Here is a 16170-nt window from a genome sequence, read left to right as displayed (position 1 = left end):
CGGACGCGGGATGGAGCAGTTTGGTAGCTCGTCGGGCTCATAACCCGAAGGTCGTCGGTTCAAATCCGGCTCCCGCAACCACATTACAGTTAAACGCGATAGCGGTTAACTTATGCGATACTAGCTCAGTTGGTAGAGCGCAACCTTGCCAAGGTTGAGGTCATCGGTTCGAACCCGATGTATCGCTCCAGCTTTCTTCTAAAAAAGCTAATAAGTACTTTAAACCTCTGTGTTTAAAGGCGACCACAAAGGTCACGCTCTTTCTTTAATGCTGCGAAGCATAATCCCCCAAAAAAGCAAATAATCCTCCATCATGGTGGATATTTTTTTGTCTTAAATTTTTCTTAGCAACTGAAATGCTAGTAAATATCAGGTCTCTGAAGCAGACACTTGAGGTTTTTCACATCTATAAACAGACTTATCCACAAAATGTTAGGTGTGGATAACTTGGTTGATAAAGTTGTTTCAGGCTTAATTCTTTACCTATCCCTAAAAGATCTTTCTTGTTTTCAATATATTAGATGAATTGCAGCGATCGTAACTTGTTGTTTTTTATCAAGTTGGATGCCTATCTTGGATTTAATAAAAGATCGTTAACTTGTTGTTTTTTGATCTTAATCATTTATCGGTACTGTGTTTAACTTTGCTCGGGTGTCGGAAGTTTACGAGAGTTCTGAATTTTTTCCACATTGTTAGAATTGAGAACAAGGTCAAACATTGTTCTAAAATTATGTGCAACGAGTTGTCTTAAATGTTGGACTGTTAGTGGGGGCTCGCTTGCCATATATTGGTATATAAAGCGTTAAGCGTCTCTTGGTAGTCCTTTCTCTACTATACGTATCAGTCTGTGCTTTTTGGTGGAGATTTTGCTGTTACTTTTTTGCACACAGCTATTTTTCTGCGTAGAGCTATCTTCTTGCACACTGCTAGCGTTGGGTAACTGCTGTAGTTGTTTATTCAAAGCCCACTCAATATGCACATCAAGCATTTCGTTTTTGCCTTGATGAGACTCCAGGGTTTCAATAATGCGTTGTTGAAATGGTGCATTGCCCATCGCAACAAAGATATTGCGTAACCACTGGGTGTGGCCGATACGTCTGATTGCTGAGCCTTCCATTTTCTTTAGGAAGGTTGCTTCGTCCCAACTTGAAAGTGAAACCAGATCGGCTTCTTGGAAATCTTCTCTGCGGTGAAAGTCTGTTTGCTCTGTGAGTTCGGCATGACGATTCCACGGGCAAACTAACTGACAATCATCGCAACCATAGATACGGTTACCAATGGCATCTCTATACTCTTCAGGGATCACACCATCATATTCAATGGTTAAGTACGAAATACATTTGCGCGCATCAACCACGCCATCAGCAATAATGGCACCCGTTGGGCAAGAAGTGATACATGCGGTGCATTTGCCGCACTCATCAACACTGGGTTCATCCGTGGGAAGAGGGATGTTAACTAACAGCTCCCCTAGAAAGAACCAAGAGCCAGCGTCTTTATCAAGAATTAATGAGTGTTTACCTGTCCAGCCCAACCCTGCTTTTTGAGCGAGTGGTCTTTCCAAAATGGGCGCTGAATCGACGAAAGGGCGTGAGTCTAAACCCTCGACCTCTTTTTCAATTCTTTGTCCTAGCTTTTTCAACTGGTTACGGAACAATTTGTGATAGTCGCGGCCTAAAGAATAGCGGCTGATGTAGCCTTGAGTGGTATCGCTTAGGTTAGAGGCGAACTGAGCTTCTGGTGGTAGGTAGTTCATTCGAGCGCTGATCACTCGAATTGTGCCTGGGTGAAGTTCATCAGGACGTGCACGCATCATCCCATGTCGAGCCATCCAATCCATTTCGCCGTGGTTGCCTGCATCTAGCCATGCTTGAAGAGGGGCTTCGTGTTCACTTAAATCAACATCGCAGATGCCAACTTTTTGAAAGCCCAGCTCTTTTCCCCAGATTTTAATTTTTTCAGCAAGATGGTCTAGATTCATGGCTTATTTCTTATTTTCTCTGTTTTACAATTAGAGATAAGGCTAATTAAAATTAGGTTCGGCAAAAATGGGGGCGGATCTTAACGGATCTTAGTGGTGTTGACCAGAACAGACGCGTTTTGAGCAGTATTTTTCATAGAACTTACACTTGAGTGCTTGTCTCCCAAAAGCATCACAGTTTACTATTCTTGTTCTTTTGATTTTTATATAGTCAACGATCGATTTTTAGAGAACGTATTCATGAGCACGAAACAATTTACTTTGAAAGATGAACAAGCAACGATTCAATTAGGAACGGAGCTTTCTAATCTTTGCTCACAGCAGACGACTATTTATCTGCATGGTGATCTTGGCGCAGGTAAAACGACTTTCAGTCGTGGCTTTGTAAAAGCACTTGGCCATCAAGGAAATGTAAAAAGCCCAACGTATACTCTAGTTGAACCTTATCAACTTGCAGATTGGCAGGTGTACCACTTTGACCTTTATCGCCTAGCCGATCCTGAAGAGTTAGAGTTTATGGGAATTCGTGACTATTTTACGCCGGATGCTATCTGTTTGGTTGAGTGGCCTGAGAAAGGTTATGGGATGCTACCAGAAGCCGATTTGGATATTGATATTCGTTACCAAGACGATCACCGTGTTGTTTCTTTAACCGCTAATAGTGAATACGGACAGCGCTTACTTAGTCAGTTGGAGTTATGTTGATTTCTAAACGCCTTATTTCAACAGTGGCCATGATGGCTGCTGTTTTTTCTATACTGTTTTCTTCACTTGTTTCTGCAAACTCACTGAAAAGTTTAAGGGTTTGGCCTTCTCCAGAAGAAACTCGTGTGGTTATCGACTTAAAATCAGAAGCGGACTTTAGCTATTTCACCCTGAGTAGCCCGAGTCGCTTAGTGGTTGATTTAAAAAATACCAGTCTTGCGACTAAGTTACCGGTCGAGGTGAAAGACAGCCCTGTTCTATCTAAGATTCGTAAGAGCTCACCGCCAGACAAAAACACCTATCGCTTGGTTTTTGAGTTAAAGAAGTCGTCTAAAGCAGAATTATTCAAACTGAGCCCGACCCCAGGTGGTCAGTATGGACACCGTTTGGTGATCGACTTACCTCATGGTGCGGCAAGTAAAGCGACATCGACACCGAGTAAGCCAACGGTAAGTAAGAACATTAATCAGGTTAAGCGCCAGAAAGATATTCTAATTGTGATTGATCCTGGCCACGGTGGTGAAGACCCAGGTTCGATTGGTCCTACGCGTAAATACGAAAAAGACGCGACTCTGAGTATTTCTAAGAAGTTAGCAGCTCAACTGAATGCGGTCCCGGGGATCAAAACTCGTATGACTCGTAATGCTGATTACTTTGTGAACCTGAATCGACGTGTTGCGATTGCTCGAGAGAATGAAGCTCACCTGTTGATCTCTATTCACGCCGACGCCTTTACGACGCCTCAACCAAGAGGTGGTTCAGTGTTTGTATTGAACACTCGACGCGCAAATACAGAGATCTCTCGTTGGATTGAGAATAAAGAGAAACAGTCTGAATTGCTTGGTGGTAGCGGTGCAGCGTTCACAAGCAATATTGATGATAAGAACGTAAACCAAACCCTGCTTGATTTGCAGTTTAGCCACTCTCAAAAAGAGGGCTACAAACTGGCAACGGCAATTCTGTCTGAAATGGGTAAGGTTGCGAAACTGCACAATAGCAAGCCGATTAACACCAGCTTAGCAGTATTACGTTCACCACAGATCCCATCAGTACTGGTAGAGACAGGTTTTATTTCGAATCCGACGGAAGAGAAGCTTCTTTTCCAACGTTCGCACCAAGATAAATTGGCACGAGCAGTGACTAAAGCGGTGGTTAAGTATTTGAAGGCTAACCCGCCTGAAGGGATTATCTTGTCTAACGCAACGTCATCAACGGGCAGCGTGAGCCAACATAAAGTCTCTCGTGGTGAGTCTTTGTCTGTGATTGCGAGCAAGTATGGTACGTCGACACAGACGTTGATGAAGTTCAACAATCTGAAATCGAGCAGCCTAGCAATTGGTCAAGTACTTAAGATTCCAGGCAGTGCTTCAACTTCATCATCAAGCAGTGCGGTTAAAACTAAGACCATCACTCACACGGTTAAGTCTGGAGAGTACCTAGGTAAGATCGCCAGCCGCTATAAAGTGTCGGTGGCTGATATTAAACGTGAGAACCGTTTGAAATCAGAGACGGTGAGAGTAGGCCAAAAGTTACGTATTACGGTTGAAGTTAAAGATGTTCCTCTGCGCAAACACAAAGTTGCAAGAGGTGATTACCTTGGCAAGATAGCTTCGAAATACGGCGTGAGCGTCAACAGCATTCGCCAAGCGAATAAGCTAAGATCTGACAGTCTAGCTATCGGCCAAGTGTTGATTATTCCTCACAAGTAGTCTTGGGAATGCTAAACAGCTTCAGGTATATCAATGATAAAAAATAAGAACTAGTGCAAACGTAGCAGCGTTTCCATCAATGGCAGTAAGGTAGCTATAAATATGACGATCAAAATACTGCCAGCTCGGTTAGCTAACCAAATCGCAGCGGGTGAGGTGGTAGAAAGACCCGCTTCTGTTGTAAAAGAGTTGGTTGAGAACAGTTTGGATTCTGGTGCGACACGTATCGATATTGATATCGAGAAAGGTGGCGCCAAGATGATCCGCGTTCGTGACAATGGTAAAGGCATCGTAAAAGATGAGCTTGCCTTGGCACTGAGTCGTCATGCTACCTCCAAAATCCACACTCTTGATGACCTAGAGGCGATCGTCAGCCTCGGTTTCCGTGGTGAAGCGCTGGCGAGTATTAGCTCGGTTGCGCGCTTAACCATGACGTCACGCCCTGCCACTCAAGATCAAGCTTGGGCAGCACACAGTGAAGGTCGTGATATGCAGGTAAAACTGCAGCCAGCAGCACACCCAATTGGTACTTCGGTTGAGGTGTTGGATCTGTTCTTCAATACACCAGCGCGCCGCAAATTCTTACGCACCGAGAAGACTGAATTCACCCATATTGATGAGTTGCTCAAGCGTATTGCATTAAGTCGCTTTGATGTGACGATCAACCTTCGTCATAACGGCAAGATGATTCGTCAGTACCGCGCTGCCAAGACAGAAGTTCAAGCAGAAAAGCGAATCGCTGCGGTATGTGGCAATCCTTTTGTTCGTCATATGCTTAAGATCGAACTTGAGCATCAAGGCCTAAAACTTCATGGCTGGATCACCACGCCAGAAGGAGCAAGACAACAAAGCGACCTGCAATACTGCTATGTGAATGGTCGTATGATGCGTGACAAGCTGATCAATCATGCGATTCGTCAAAGCTACGAAACCAGCCTGCGTCCAGACCAATTCGCGACGTATGTGTTGTTCATTGAACTCGACCCACATCAGGTGGACGTGAATGTCCACCCTGCAAAACATGAAGTGCGTTTTCATCAAGCGCGCCTTGTGCATGACTTTATTTACCAAGCATTGAGCGATGGTTTAGCGCAGAGCAAGCAGATCGATGCTGCACCAATCAATCAGTCGGCTTTTCATCAGTCAGAAGTGATTCATCATCAGCAAGATAGTACGAGCTCTGCAGTTGATGGTGTTGCAAGTTTCGCTGAGCCAGAAAGCGTAATGCCTAGCAGTTCGGATCAAACCCAAGTTTCGGATAGGGTGCGACACGCTATTGAGCAAACGCCTGCCTACCCGAGAAAAGCAGAATCAGAGCACGCTTTTGATAAGCCTCAACACAGCGTTAATGATGGTGGGCGACATTATGTTTCATCAATTAGCCCAAGCTCATCAACCAGTCCAAGTTCATCTGCTGGCCGCAGCTCGGCTACTAGTGACAGCAGTTTTACCGGTTCCTCTCGCCAAGAGTGGATAGAGTCTCGACCTGAACCTAAAAAAGAGAAAGAGCCACACCAACATCATGGTGAACCCGCGCCATCTAAGCGAGAAGTGAAAGCCTATAAAGAGCTTCTGAAAACGCCAGATTTTGATGAGCAAGTTGTACAGCCTTCACTTTCTCAAGAGCATGTGGCACCAGTAGAAACCAGAGACAACTTAGAAAATAAAGAAAATAAAGAAGCTAAGCCTGCTCAACAGAATCCTGTTCATTTAAAGCCAAGAGCACCTGTAACGGACTTGGGCAAAGCGGTCTCGATTGTGGAACGTCAGTATCTGGTAATGGGCAATAAGAACGGCAGTGTGCTGGTTTCCTTGGCTAAGGCTGAGTTATTGCGTGTTGTTGGTCAGCTTGATACTCGAGGTGGCGCGTTAAAAAGCCAACCGTTATTGGTTCCGTTATCTATCAAGCTTGGTAGCGAGCTGGTTGAGGTGGCGAAGGCGCTAAGTCAAACTCTGGCATTACTGGGGATTGAGCTTAAGGCGCGAAACAGCGAGGCGGTAATGGTGATGGGCGTGCCTTCTCCTTTAAGGCAGCAAAACTTACAAATTTTGATCCCAGATCTGTTATCTTACGCGGCTTCAATAAATGCCCAGGGTGCAGTGAAGCAACCTAATGACATGTTGTCAGCTTTGGTTAACTGGATCGGGATTCAAACCGCACAAGTAAAAAGCGACTACACTTTATCTGAAGCGGTTCAACTAGTTGGGGAACTAGAACAACTTTGGCATGGTCTACTTCCATTAGATGATCCAGAGTTTGTTAATCCTATCGACTTTTCAGCGACTATAGCCGCGTTTACGGTTTAATTTTTTCGCGACGACCTTTGTCTTTTTAGCTGAATACGTCGCGACACAAAGCCCTTTGCTAAAAAGCGCTAAAACAGAGAAGCAAATACAAAATATCATGACTGAAAAATTACCTTTAGCGTTGTTTTTAATGGGCCCAACGGCGTCAGGAAAAACAGATTTAGCTATCCGCTTACGTCAGAAATACCCTGTAGAGATCATCAGCGTCGATTCGGCATTGATCTACAAAGACATGGATATTGGTACCGCTAAACCGGATGCGGAAGAGCTTGAGCTCGCGCCTCATCGCTTGATTGATATTTTGGATCCAAGCGAAGCGTATTCTGCGGCAGATTTTCGTCGTGATGCGATCAATGAAATGAATAAGATTGTAGCGGAAGGCAAAATCCCGTTACTTGTTGGTGGCACAATGCTGTACTACAAAGCATTGTTGGAAGGTTTATCGCCATTACCAGCCGCGGATCAAGAGATTCGTAAGCAGATTGAAGCGGAATCTATCGAACAAGGTTGGCAGGCATTGCACGATCAATTAAGAGAGATAGATCCCGTATCCGCTGAAAGAATACACCCAAATGATCCACAAAGGCTTTCAAGGGCATTGGAAGTTTACCGAATTTCGGGTAAAACATTAACAGAGCTAACTCAAACGAAAGGCGATAGCCTGCCATTTCGTGTAAAACAATTTGCAATAGCTCCCAAGGAAAGGACTGAACTCCATCGCCGCATTGAGCTGCGTTTCGAGAAGATGATAGAAGCTGGGTTTGAAGATGAAATGAAGGCGTTGTACGCCAGAGAAGATCTTCACCCTGAACTGCCATCGATCCGATGCGTTGGTTATAGGCAGATGTGGGACTATTTAGACGGTAATTGTGATTTAGACGAAGCGGTTTTCCGTGGTGTCTGTGCAACCCGTCAGTTGGCCAAGCGACAAATCACCTGGTTGCGCAGTTGGGATGATTTAACTTGGTTAGATAGCGAAAACATTGATCAAGCGTTAGAAACTCTTTCAGATGCAATAGCATCTGATTAGTATTGCTGTGTATAATGTGATCGCTTTTGCGTGAATATACTCTGGAAAGGATCCGTTATTGAGGCTTTTAAAAATCACAGCCTTTCAATAACAACGGAGTTTTTTTATTCATTTAGCTCAGATGCAAAGGCCGCACCTTTTTGTGCACCACTAGCTAAATAATTACAACAAAATACAAATAAGGAAAATAAAATGGCTAAGGGGCAATCGCTACAAGACCCATTCCTAAATGCACTCCGTCGTGAGCGCATTCCAGTCTCTATCTATCTTGTTAACGGCATTAAGCTGCAAGGTCAGATCGAGTCTTTCGATCAATTCGTGATCTTATTGAAGAACACAGTAAACCAAATGGTTTACAAGCATGCGATTTCTACTGTGGTACCTGCTCGCGCAGTTAGTCACCACAGCGGCGAGCAACGCACGCCATCTGATCGTCCAGAGAAGACTGAAGATTAATCGTTCAATTTGTACAGCTTGCGCTGTAATAAGGAGTTGGTTGCTTGTTTGACCGTTATGAATCCGGCGAGCGAGCCGTACTTGTTCATATCAACTTCACGCAAGAGGGAGAATGGGAAGATCTAAGCGAATGTGAAATGCTGGTCTCCTCAGCGGGGGTAGAAACGCTACAAGTGATTACTGGTAGCCGACAATCCCCACTCCCTAAATACTACGTTGGAGAAGGTAAAGCCCTAGAAATCGCACAAGCTGTTCAGCTGACCGGTGCTGAAATTGTGATTTTTAACCACTCCCTCTCTCCTGCCCAAGAGCGCAACCTCGAGCAATTGTGTAAATGTCGTGTGATTGATCGCACGGGTTTGATCTTAGATATTTTTGCACAACGTGCGCGAACTCATGAAGGTAAGCTACAAGTTGAGCTCGCTCAGCTTCGTCATATCTCTACCCGATTGATTCGTGGTTGGACTCACCTTGAAAGGCAGAAAGGTGGTATTGGTCTTCGTGGTCCAGGTGAAACTCAACTGGAAACCGATCGACGTTTGTTGCGTGACCGTATAAAGGCAATACTACGTCGTTTAGCGAAAGTTGCTAAACAGCGTGAACAAGGACGACGTGCTCGTAATCGAGCTGAAATCCCAACAATTTCTTTGGTTGGTTATACCAACGCAGGGAAATCAACACTTTTCAATCGCATCACAAGTGCTGGTGTTTATGCGGCAGACCAACTGTTTGCAACCCTAGACCCAACACTACGTAAGATTGATTTGGCAGATGTCGGGCCTGCAATTCTCGCAGATACCGTAGGTTTTATCCGTCATCTACCACACGACTTGGTCGCTGCGTTCAAGGCAACATTACAAGAGACGCAGGAAGCTGACATTTTGTTACATGTTGTTGATGCCAGTGATGACCGTTTTCGTGAGAACATTCAGGCTGTTCATGAAGTATTAGAAGAAATCGATGCTCATGAAGTGCCAACCCTTGTAGTCATGAACAAAATTGACTGCATGGAAGACCAAAAACCTCGAATTGAAAGAGACGAAGAGGGCGCACCTCGCGCTGTTTGGGTTTCTGCAATGGAAGGAGAAGGTATTGAACTGCTGTTTGAAGCTTTAACTGAGCGTTTAGCTAGCCAGATGGTTCAATTCCGGTTGTGTATTCCACATCAACATCAGGGTCGCATTCGCAGCTTATTCTTCGAGATGAAATGTATTCAACAGGAAGAGTATGATGAAAATGGTAACTTGTTGATAGATATCCGAATGCAACAAATAGATTGGTCTAAACTTGAAAAAAGAGAAGGGGCGCTCTTAGGTGACTTTATCGTTACCAAAGAGACTGCTACAGTATAACGTCATATCAAATGATGGAGCTTTCTAATGGCGTGGAATGAGCCTGGAAATAACAACAACGGCGATAATAACGGCCGCGATAATGACCCTTGGGGTAATAAAAATAATCGCGGCGGCCGAGATCAAGGACCGCCAGATCTAGACGAAGTGTTTAATAAACTAAGTCAAAAGTTAGGTGGCAAGTTTGGTAAAAAGGGTGGCAACGGTAACGGGCCATCTATTGGTGGTGGCGGTGCAATTGGCTTTGGTGTCATTGCCGTTATTGCTATTGCTATCTGGTTCTTCGCTGGTTTCTACACCGTTGGCGAAGCAGAAAGAGCAGTAGTACTTCGACTGGGTCAGTTCGACCGTATAGAAGAACCTGGTCTTAACTGGCACCCACGCTTCATCGATGAAATCAGTGATGAGCAACTAGTAAACGTTCAAGCGATTCGTTCTCTACGTGCTGCTGGCACGATGCTAACGAAAGATGAAAACGTTGTGACCGTTGAAATGGGTGTTCAATACCGTGTTTCTGACCCATACAAGTACTTGTATCGTGTAACGAATGCAGACGACAGTTTACGTCAAGCAACCGATTCCGCGCTTCGTGCGGTAATTGGTGACTCACTAATGGATAGTATCCTGACAAGTGGTCGTCAGCAGATTCGTCAAAGCACTCAAGAAACGTTGAACCGTATTATTGATAGCTACGATATGGGTATTCTGATTGTTGATGTGAACTTCCAGTCAGCACGTCCACCTGAGCAAGTGAAAGATGCATTTGATGATGCTATCGCGGCTCGTGAGGATGAAGAGCGTTTCGAGCGTGAAGCTGAAGCTTACCGAAATGACATTCTTCCAAAAGCAACAGGTCGTGCTGAGCGTTTGAAGAAAGAAGCGGTGGGTTACTCAGAGCGCACAGTTAATGGTGCTCTAGGTCAAGTTGCTCAATTCGAGAAACTGCTACCTGAATACCAAGCTGCTCCTGAAGTAACACGTAACCGTATGTACCTAGATACAATGGAAAAAGTGTACTCAAGCACATCGAAAGTCCTGATTGATTCTGAATCAAGCGGTAACTTGCTATACCTACCAATTGATAAGCTAGGCGCACAAGGTGGTTCTCAGTCGGGCTCTCGCCCTGCAAAAGCATCATCAACTTACGATCAAATTGAGTTAGAAACTCAAGCGGATCCAAAGCCTAGCACTCAAACTCGTTCAGACAGTTCACGCCAAGGGAGATACTAATAATGCGTAAATTAATGATCCCTGTATTAGTTGTGACGATTGCCCTTCTATTGATGTCAGTGTTTGTGATTCAAGAAGGTGAGCGTGGCATGGTAATTCGTTTTGGTCGAGTTCTCGATGACAACGGCGTATCACGAATCTATGAACCAGGTCTGCACTTTAAACTACCGATGTTTGATCGCGTAAAAGTACTTGATGCTCGTATTCAAACGATGGATGGCCGTTCTGACCGTTTCGTAACATCAGAGAAAAAAGACGTTCTAATTGATACTTACGCAAAATGGCGTATTGCTGATTTTGGACGTTTCTATCTGAGTACCGGTGGCGGTAATATCATGACGGCAGAAGCACTTCTTGAGCGTAAAGTGACAGATGTTCTTCGTTCTGAAATTGGTTCTCGTGAAATTAAGCAGATCGTGTCAGGCCCTCGTAACAAGGACATCCTGCCAGACTCTGCTGATAGCGAAGTCGTCACAACGGTAGCGGCTGCAGAAGCACTAGAAGTTGATGGCGAACGCGATAAGATCATGGAAAACGTTTTGTCTGGAACGGCAGAAAGTGCGATGGCTGATTTAGGTGTTGAAGTTGTTGATTTTCGTATGAAGAAGATTAACCTTCCTGACGAAATCAGTGAATCTATCTACCGCCGTATGCGTGCAGAACGTGAATCGGTTGCTCGTAGACACCGTTCTCAAGGTCGTGAGAAAGCGGAAGTTATCCGTGCTCAAGCTGAGCTAGAAGTGGCAACAGTTCTTGCTGAAGCTGACCGTACAGCTCGAATCACTCGTGGTGATGCGGATGCAGAAGCAGCGAAGATCTACTCTGATGCGTTCAGCAAAGATCCTGAGTTCTACGGCTTCATGCGTTCATTGCAAGCTTATGAGACATCATTTAGCGATAAGAGCGACATTCTAGTACTGGATCCGAAGACTGACTTCTTCCAATACATGAATCAAGCAAGCGGCGCTCCAGCAAAATAAGCTGATGCGTTAGCGAATGCTTAGCTTAATAAGCAAAATACGTTAAAACTTAAAAGGCTCCCATTGTGGGAGCCTTTTTGTTTTCTATGATTTCTTTCAGGAGGAGACATGTTTGTGGATTCACTATTGGGGCGCGAGGGAAGGCGCTTAACAGAGTGGTACTTATAAACAGATTAGTACTTATAGAAACCTAGCGGTAGGTCATGAAAGCGATAACCGCTCCAGCCACCACAAGACAGCCTCCAATGCGGCGCAGTTGCGTGTCTGGTTGCTCGCTCAGTTGCGCGACCATGTTTCTCCAGCCATTGGGTGCAATCAAGGGGCCGAGCCCTTCCACAATAAGTACGAGCCCAATAGCGAGCCAAATTGATTGAGACATGGTTCTGCCTTTTGTCTGTAAAAAAGCAATGATATCAGTATCTTTACACATCTGCCCCCAGTTATGGCTGGTTTATTTTTGTACAGCGTTAACGTTTATGAACAAAAAGTGACTGCAAGAAGTGTGATTCAGTGCTAGAATCCATTTTTAATTAGCAACAGAAATTGGAAAGATGGGAAATAACGTAGTCGTTCTAGGCACCCAATGGGGTGATGAAGGTAAAGGTAAAATCGTTGACCTTTTAACTGAAGATGCAAAATACGTGGTTCGCTACCAAGGCGGTCACAATGCAGGTCACACACTTGTAATTGACGGTGAAAAAACCGTTCTTCACTTAATTCCATCAGGCATCCTACGTAATAACGTTAAATGTGTTATTGGTAACGGTGTAGTATTATCGCCTGACGCACTTCTAAAAGAAATGAAGCCTCTTGAAGATCGCGGTATTCCAGTACGTGAACGTCTTTTCATCTCTGAAGCTTGTCCTCTAATTCTTCCGTACCACATTGCAATCGACAACGCGCGTGAAATCGCTCGTGGCGCTAAAGCTATCGGTACAACGGGTCGTGGTATCGGTCCTGCTTACGAAGATAAAGTTGCTCGTCGCGGTCTACGCGTTGGCGACCTTTTCGATAAAGAAGCATTTGCTGAGAAGCTAAAAGAAGTGATGGAATTCCACAACTTCCAACTAGAGCACTTCTACAAAGCTGAAACAGTAAGCTACGAAGAAGTTCTTGAGCAAGCGATGAGCTACGCAGACATGTTAACTGCGATGGTTATCGACGTAACTGACGAACTAGACGCAGCACGTAAGCGCGGCGACAAGATCATGTTCGAAGGTGCTCAAGGTACGCTACTAGATATCGACCACGGTACTTACCCATACGTAACGTCTTCTAACACGACTGCTGGTGGTGTTGCTGCAGGTTCTGGTTTCGGTCCTCGTCACATCGGTTACATCCTTGGTATTACTAAGGCTTACTGTACTCGTGTTGGTTCAGGTCCATTCCCTACTGAGCTATACGATGGCCTTGAGAAGCAAGACCCAGTTGGTAAACACCTAGGCGATGTTGGTCACGAGTTTGGCGCAACAACTGGTCGTCTACGTCGTACTGGTTGGTTCGATGCTGTTGCTATGCGTCGTGCAATCCAAATCAACTCTCTATCTGGTATGTGTCTAACTAAACTAGACGTTCTAGATGGCCTAGAAGAACTAAAAATCTGTACTGGTTACAAGATGAAAGATGGTTCTATCCTAGAAGTTTCTCCAATGGCTGCTGAGTCATTCGAAGAAGCGACGCCAATCTACGAAACAATGCCTGGTTGGTCTGAAAACACATTTGGTGCTAAATCTATCGACGCGCTTCCACAAGCTGCTCTAGATTACATCAAGCGTATCGAAGACCTAACTGGCGTTCCAATTGATATCGTATCAACTGGCCCAGATCGTAACGAAACTATCATCAAGGTTCACCCATACGGCGCATAATGCCTGCTGAGTGATTACCAGGCACGAACAGTGCTTTGATAATAAAATAGTTTTCTAAAAGCCGACTTTATTAAGTCGGCTTTTTAATACCTGCAATTTAGCCGTTCACTCTTTGATGGTGATCTTTTAAGCGTCATCAGGCAAAATATTGCCCATTAGCGGCAAGTTTTGTCTAAAGCCGTCGGGGTTATTGCCGATACAGATATCATGGAAAGTGAAGTTCACACTGTTTTGTGCGTGTAGAAATCCTCTGCACCCCTCAATAGATAACTTTAGCGACAGATAATAGAGTGCAGGTATGAAGCTACGAATTGTGGCAGCTTCATTAATAATGGCGCTGAGCTCACCCTTGAGTCATGCTAATTTGGCTGATGTGGGAGAGCCCGTTCCAATATATACAGAAGCTGAACTGATTAATTTAATCGAGAATAATCAACACCTAGAGCGAGTGAAAGCTGATAAGTGCCAGTTAGTTGAAGATATCGTTGCTCGTGCAACGCGTATTAGCTTGCCTTCTTATGAGTTTTTATACGGTGATATGTTGGCTTGGGGCGTGTGTGTTCCACAAGATGTCGAGCTCGGCATTTACTATATGGAAAACGCGGCGCATCAAGGTTTACCGGCTGCACTAGAGCAGCTAGGTCGTTATTATTCTCGTGGAACCTTGGTTCAACAAGACAAAGAGCGCGCGATTCCGTATTTACGTGAAGCGGCCTCTATGGGTAATCTCAGTGCAAGCATTCACTTAGCGGAACTCTTGCTGCGTGATTACGGTAGCCCGTTAGATTATGAAGATGCTTACCGCTGGTTATACAACTCGGTGACTGCGGATGACAGGCAACACAAACGCATCACCGTGCTTCGTAGCGGTCTGGAACAGAGAATGCCGGACAATATTATCGCTCGAGCAAAACGTCGAGACGTGTTCTGGTAATTACGAATATTAATTAAGGTTAGATGGTGAACGACTGCACTCGTTAATCATCTAAAAAACTCGTATTAAAAAGGCCTCGCTGAGATTCATCAGCGAGGCTTTTTTTGATCTGAACGGAAAACCGTTTATCTAATTCGGTAGCGTTATTGAACCACCTCACCAGACTCAATCACCGTTTCACGAACAACCTTGGTGAAATCGAGTGCTTCTTGACGAATCTTATCTTCGTCTACCGTTAGCATGTCGCGATCTTGCATGATGATCTTGCCATCAACGATGGAGTGACGAACATTGCCTGAGTTAGCTGAGTACACCAGTGCTGAGTATGGGTTGTAGACTGGAACCATGTTTGGCGCCTTAGTATCGATCACTATGATGTCAGCCAGTTTGCCTGCTTCAAGAGAGCCGATCTTATCTTCCATGTGCAGCGCTTTTGCTGCACCCATGGTCGCCATGTCGATCACTTTGATCGGCGGCATCGCAGCACGATCTTTGTTAACTAGCTTGTGAACTTTAGCGACTTGGTTGAACTCATCAATGGTGCTCAGTGTGTTACCAGACATTGGGCCATCAGTACCTAAACCGATACGCACGTTCTCGTCATACATCTTAAGGGCAGGTGATACACCTTTTGCTGACTTGATGTTAGCACTCATGTTATGAGCCACGCCCATATCCGATTTCTTCACCAGTTCGATATCATGTTCGTCAACGAGGATCATGTGTGCACCCACCAAGTTCTTGTTGAGTGCGCCAATGCTGTCCATGTATTGAACCGGGGACAATCCATCAGAACGCTCTGCGATTTTCTCTTCTTCACGGTGTGATTCTGCAAGGTGAATCATTACTGGAACATCTAATTCTAGGGAGAGCTTAGATATTTTCTGCAGGATCTCTGTGGTGTTGGTGTAAGGCGCATGTGGGGCAAACGCTGGTGTGATGCGTGGGTGATCTTTGTATTCTTCAATGAAGTTCAACGCGTACTTAATGCCTTCTTCTGCGTTGGCCGCATCGGCGACTGGGAACTTAATCACCGTTTCACCTAGGATGGCACGCATACCGATCTTATCGACGGTTTTTGCGACTTCATCTTCGAAGTAGTACATGTCGGCGTAAGTGGTCACACCGCCTTTCACCATTTCAACGTTACCTAGGTTCGCACCAATGCGTACCATGTCTCGCGATACTAGCTTCTTCTCTAGCGGAAAGATGTAACGGTGCAGGCGATCTGGCACATCATCGGCTAACGAACGGAAAACTGTCATTGATACATGAGTATGGGTATTGATGAGACCTGGCATAACGATATCGCCATCAACGTCTAACACTTGCTTAGCTTGGTACTGCTTCTCTAGTGAAGCATCACCAACCGCAATGATTTTGTTGTCTTTGACCACAACAGTACCGCTTTCATAAACCGTTTTGTCTTGGTTCATGGTTAGAACCATCGCATCGGTAATCATCAGGTCAGCCTTTTCCATTGCCGAACTTGCGAATGGGAACAGCGCTAGGCTCGCCATAGCTGAAGCCAATAAAGTGCGTTTTAGTTTCATATCATACCCAGAACAGGAGTTGGTAAAGTGCGTGGATAATAGTGTATTTCATTCATGGCGCAAAC

Annotated in this window: 13 protein-coding genes and 2 tRNA genes; 12 read left to right on the top strand and 3 right to left on the bottom strand. The window is 44.9% G+C overall.

Annotated features, from left to right (window positions below; all coding sequences use genetic code 11):
- Positions 1-4: 4 nt before the first annotated feature.
- Together F0229_RS18765 and F0229_RS18760 are read left to right on the top strand one after the other, a co-directional pair.
- Positions 5-81, top strand: a tRNA-Met gene (locus F0229_RS18765).
- Positions 82-114: 33 nt separating this feature from the next.
- Positions 115-190: transfer RNA gene (locus F0229_RS18760), tRNA-Gly, on the top strand.
- A 612-nt stretch (positions 191-802) separates the two neighbouring features.
- On the opposite strand, the gene queG is transcribed toward F0229_RS18760, so the two are convergent.
- Entirely contained in the window at positions 803-1981 is a 1179-nt protein-coding gene (gene queG / locus F0229_RS18755) for a tRNA epoxyqueuosine(34) reductase QueG (protein WP_017059922.1), read from the bottom strand.
- Between the two features lie 240 nt (positions 1982-2221).
- Here queG and tsaE point away from each other — a divergent pair, with 240 nt between their 5' ends.
- The 8 genes from tsaE to hflC all read left to right on the top strand — a co-directional run bounded on the left by tsaE (position 2222) and on the right by hflC (position 11750).
- On the top strand, positions 2222-2686 hold the full coding sequence (gene tsaE / locus F0229_RS18750; protein ID WP_017059923.1) for a tRNA (adenosine(37)-N6)-threonylcarbamoyltransferase complex ATPase subunit type 1 TsaE: 465 nt from the start codon (positions 2222-2224) through the stop codon (positions 2684-2686).
- The gene (locus F0229_RS18745; protein ID WP_017067933.1) at positions 2680-4395 is read left to right on the top strand and encodes an N-acetylmuramoyl-L-alanine amidase; all 1716 of its coding nucleotides are present in this window, start codon (positions 2680-2682) and stop codon (positions 4393-4395) included. Before tsaE ends, F0229_RS18745 begins: the two co-directional genes overlap by 7 nt.
- A gap of 102 nt (positions 4396-4497) precedes the next feature.
- Positions 4498-6702 (top strand): DNA mismatch repair endonuclease MutL, encoded by a 2205-nt coding sequence (mutL, locus tag F0229_RS18740; protein ID WP_171733449.1) that lies wholly within the window; start codon positions 4498-4500, stop codon positions 6700-6702.
- 97 nt (positions 6703-6799) lie between these two features.
- Complete coding sequence (gene miaA / locus F0229_RS18735; protein WP_017059926.1) at positions 6800-7732, top strand: tRNA (adenosine(37)-N6)-dimethylallyltransferase MiaA; 933 nt, start codon at positions 6800-6802, stop codon at positions 7730-7732.
- Between the two features lie 192 nt (positions 7733-7924).
- Entirely contained in the window at positions 7925-8188 is a 264-nt protein-coding gene (gene hfq / locus F0229_RS18730) for an RNA chaperone Hfq (RefSeq protein ID WP_017059927.1), read from the top strand.
- 44 nt (positions 8189-8232) lie between these two features.
- The gene (gene hflX, locus F0229_RS18725) at positions 8233-9540 is read left to right on the top strand and encodes a ribosome rescue GTPase HflX (protein WP_017059928.1); all 1308 of its coding nucleotides are present in this window, start codon (positions 8233-8235) and stop codon (positions 9538-9540) included.
- A 27-nt stretch (positions 9541-9567) separates the two neighbouring features.
- Positions 9568-10770 carry an FtsH protease activity modulator HflK gene (hflK, locus tag F0229_RS18720; protein WP_017063176.1) on the top strand — a complete coding sequence of 401 codons (1203 nt, stop codon included), beginning with the start codon at positions 9568-9570 and terminating at the stop codon, positions 10768-10770.
- 2 nt (positions 10771-10772) lie between these two features.
- The gene (gene hflC / locus F0229_RS18715; protein WP_017059930.1) at positions 10773-11750 is read left to right on the top strand and encodes a protease modulator HflC; all 978 of its coding nucleotides are present in this window, start codon (positions 10773-10775) and stop codon (positions 11748-11750) included.
- A 190-nt stretch (positions 11751-11940) separates the two neighbouring features.
- Here hflC and F0229_RS18710 read toward each other — a convergent pair whose 3' ends face one another.
- On the bottom strand, positions 11941-12129 hold the full coding sequence (locus F0229_RS18710) for a DUF2065 domain-containing protein (RefSeq protein ID WP_010434105.1): 189 nt from the start codon (positions 12127-12129) through the stop codon (positions 11941-11943).
- Between the two features lie 172 nt (positions 12130-12301).
- Between F0229_RS18710 and F0229_RS18705 the strand changes: the two genes are divergently transcribed.
- Both F0229_RS18705 and F0229_RS18700 read left to right on the top strand, forming a co-directional pair.
- A complete protein-coding gene (locus F0229_RS18705; RefSeq protein ID WP_010434108.1) occupies positions 12302-13618 on the top strand; it encodes an adenylosuccinate synthase in 1317 nt (438 codons plus the stop codon).
- Between the two features lie 298 nt (positions 13619-13916).
- Positions 13917-14552 carry a tetratricopeptide repeat protein gene (locus tag F0229_RS18700; protein ID WP_171733448.1) on the top strand — a complete coding sequence of 212 codons (636 nt, stop codon included), beginning with the start codon at positions 13917-13919 and terminating at the stop codon, positions 14550-14552.
- Positions 14553-14695: 143 nt separating this feature from the next.
- Here F0229_RS18700 and F0229_RS18695 read toward each other — a convergent pair whose 3' ends face one another.
- The gene (locus F0229_RS18695; RefSeq protein WP_017065627.1) at positions 14696-16105 is read right to left on the bottom strand and encodes an amidohydrolase; all 1410 of its coding nucleotides are present in this window, start codon (positions 16103-16105) and stop codon (positions 14696-14698) included.
- Positions 16106-16170: the final 65 nt, after the last annotated feature.

It is taken from the genome of Vibrio sp. AIC-3 (assembly GCF_013114515.1).
Taxonomy (GTDB): domain Bacteria; phylum Pseudomonadota; class Gammaproteobacteria; order Enterobacterales; family Vibrionaceae; genus Vibrio; species Vibrio crassostreae_C.
The sequence above is the reverse complement of the archived record's forward strand: the minus strand, read 5'-3'. Positions and strand labels throughout refer to the sequence as shown.

Excerpts from the sequence above, each read along its gene's own strand:
- hflK (WP_017063176.1), top strand. The coding sequence starts at position 9,568 with ATGGCGTGGAATGAGCCTGGAAATAACAACAACGGCGATAATAACGGC.
- F0229_RS18745 (WP_017067933.1), top strand. The coding sequence starts at position 2,680 with ATGTTGATTTCTAAACGCCTTATTTCAACAGTGGCCATGATGGCTGCT.
- F0229_RS18710 (WP_010434105.1), bottom strand. The coding sequence starts at position 12,129 with ATGTCTCAATCAATTTGGCTCGCTATTGGGCTCGTACTTATTGTGGAA.
- hflC (WP_017059930.1), top strand. The coding sequence starts at position 10,773 with ATGCGTAAATTAATGATCCCTGTATTAGTTGTGACGATTGCCCTTCTA.
- tsaE (WP_017059923.1), top strand. The coding sequence starts at position 2,222 with ATGAGCACGAAACAATTTACTTTGAAAGATGAACAAGCAACGATTCAA.
- F0229_RS18700 (WP_171733448.1), top strand. The coding sequence starts at position 13,917 with ATGAAGCTACGAATTGTGGCAGCTTCATTAATAATGGCGCTGAGCTCA.
- miaA (WP_017059926.1), top strand. The coding sequence starts at position 6,800 with ATGACTGAAAAATTACCTTTAGCGTTGTTTTTAATGGGCCCAACGGCG.
- mutL (WP_171733449.1), top strand. The coding sequence starts at position 4,498 with ATGACGATCAAAATACTGCCAGCTCGGTTAGCTAACCAAATCGCAGCG.
- F0229_RS18695 (WP_017065627.1), bottom strand. The coding sequence starts at position 16,105 with ATGAAACTAAAACGCACTTTATTGGCTTCAGCTATGGCGAGCCTAGCG.
- queG (WP_017059922.1), bottom strand. The coding sequence starts at position 1,981 with ATGAATCTAGACCATCTTGCTGAAAAAATTAAAATCTGGGGAAAAGAG.
- hfq (WP_017059927.1), top strand. The coding sequence starts at position 7,925 with ATGGCTAAGGGGCAATCGCTACAAGACCCATTCCTAAATGCACTCCGT.
- F0229_RS18705 (WP_010434108.1), top strand. The coding sequence starts at position 12,302 with ATGGGAAATAACGTAGTCGTTCTAGGCACCCAATGGGGTGATGAAGGT.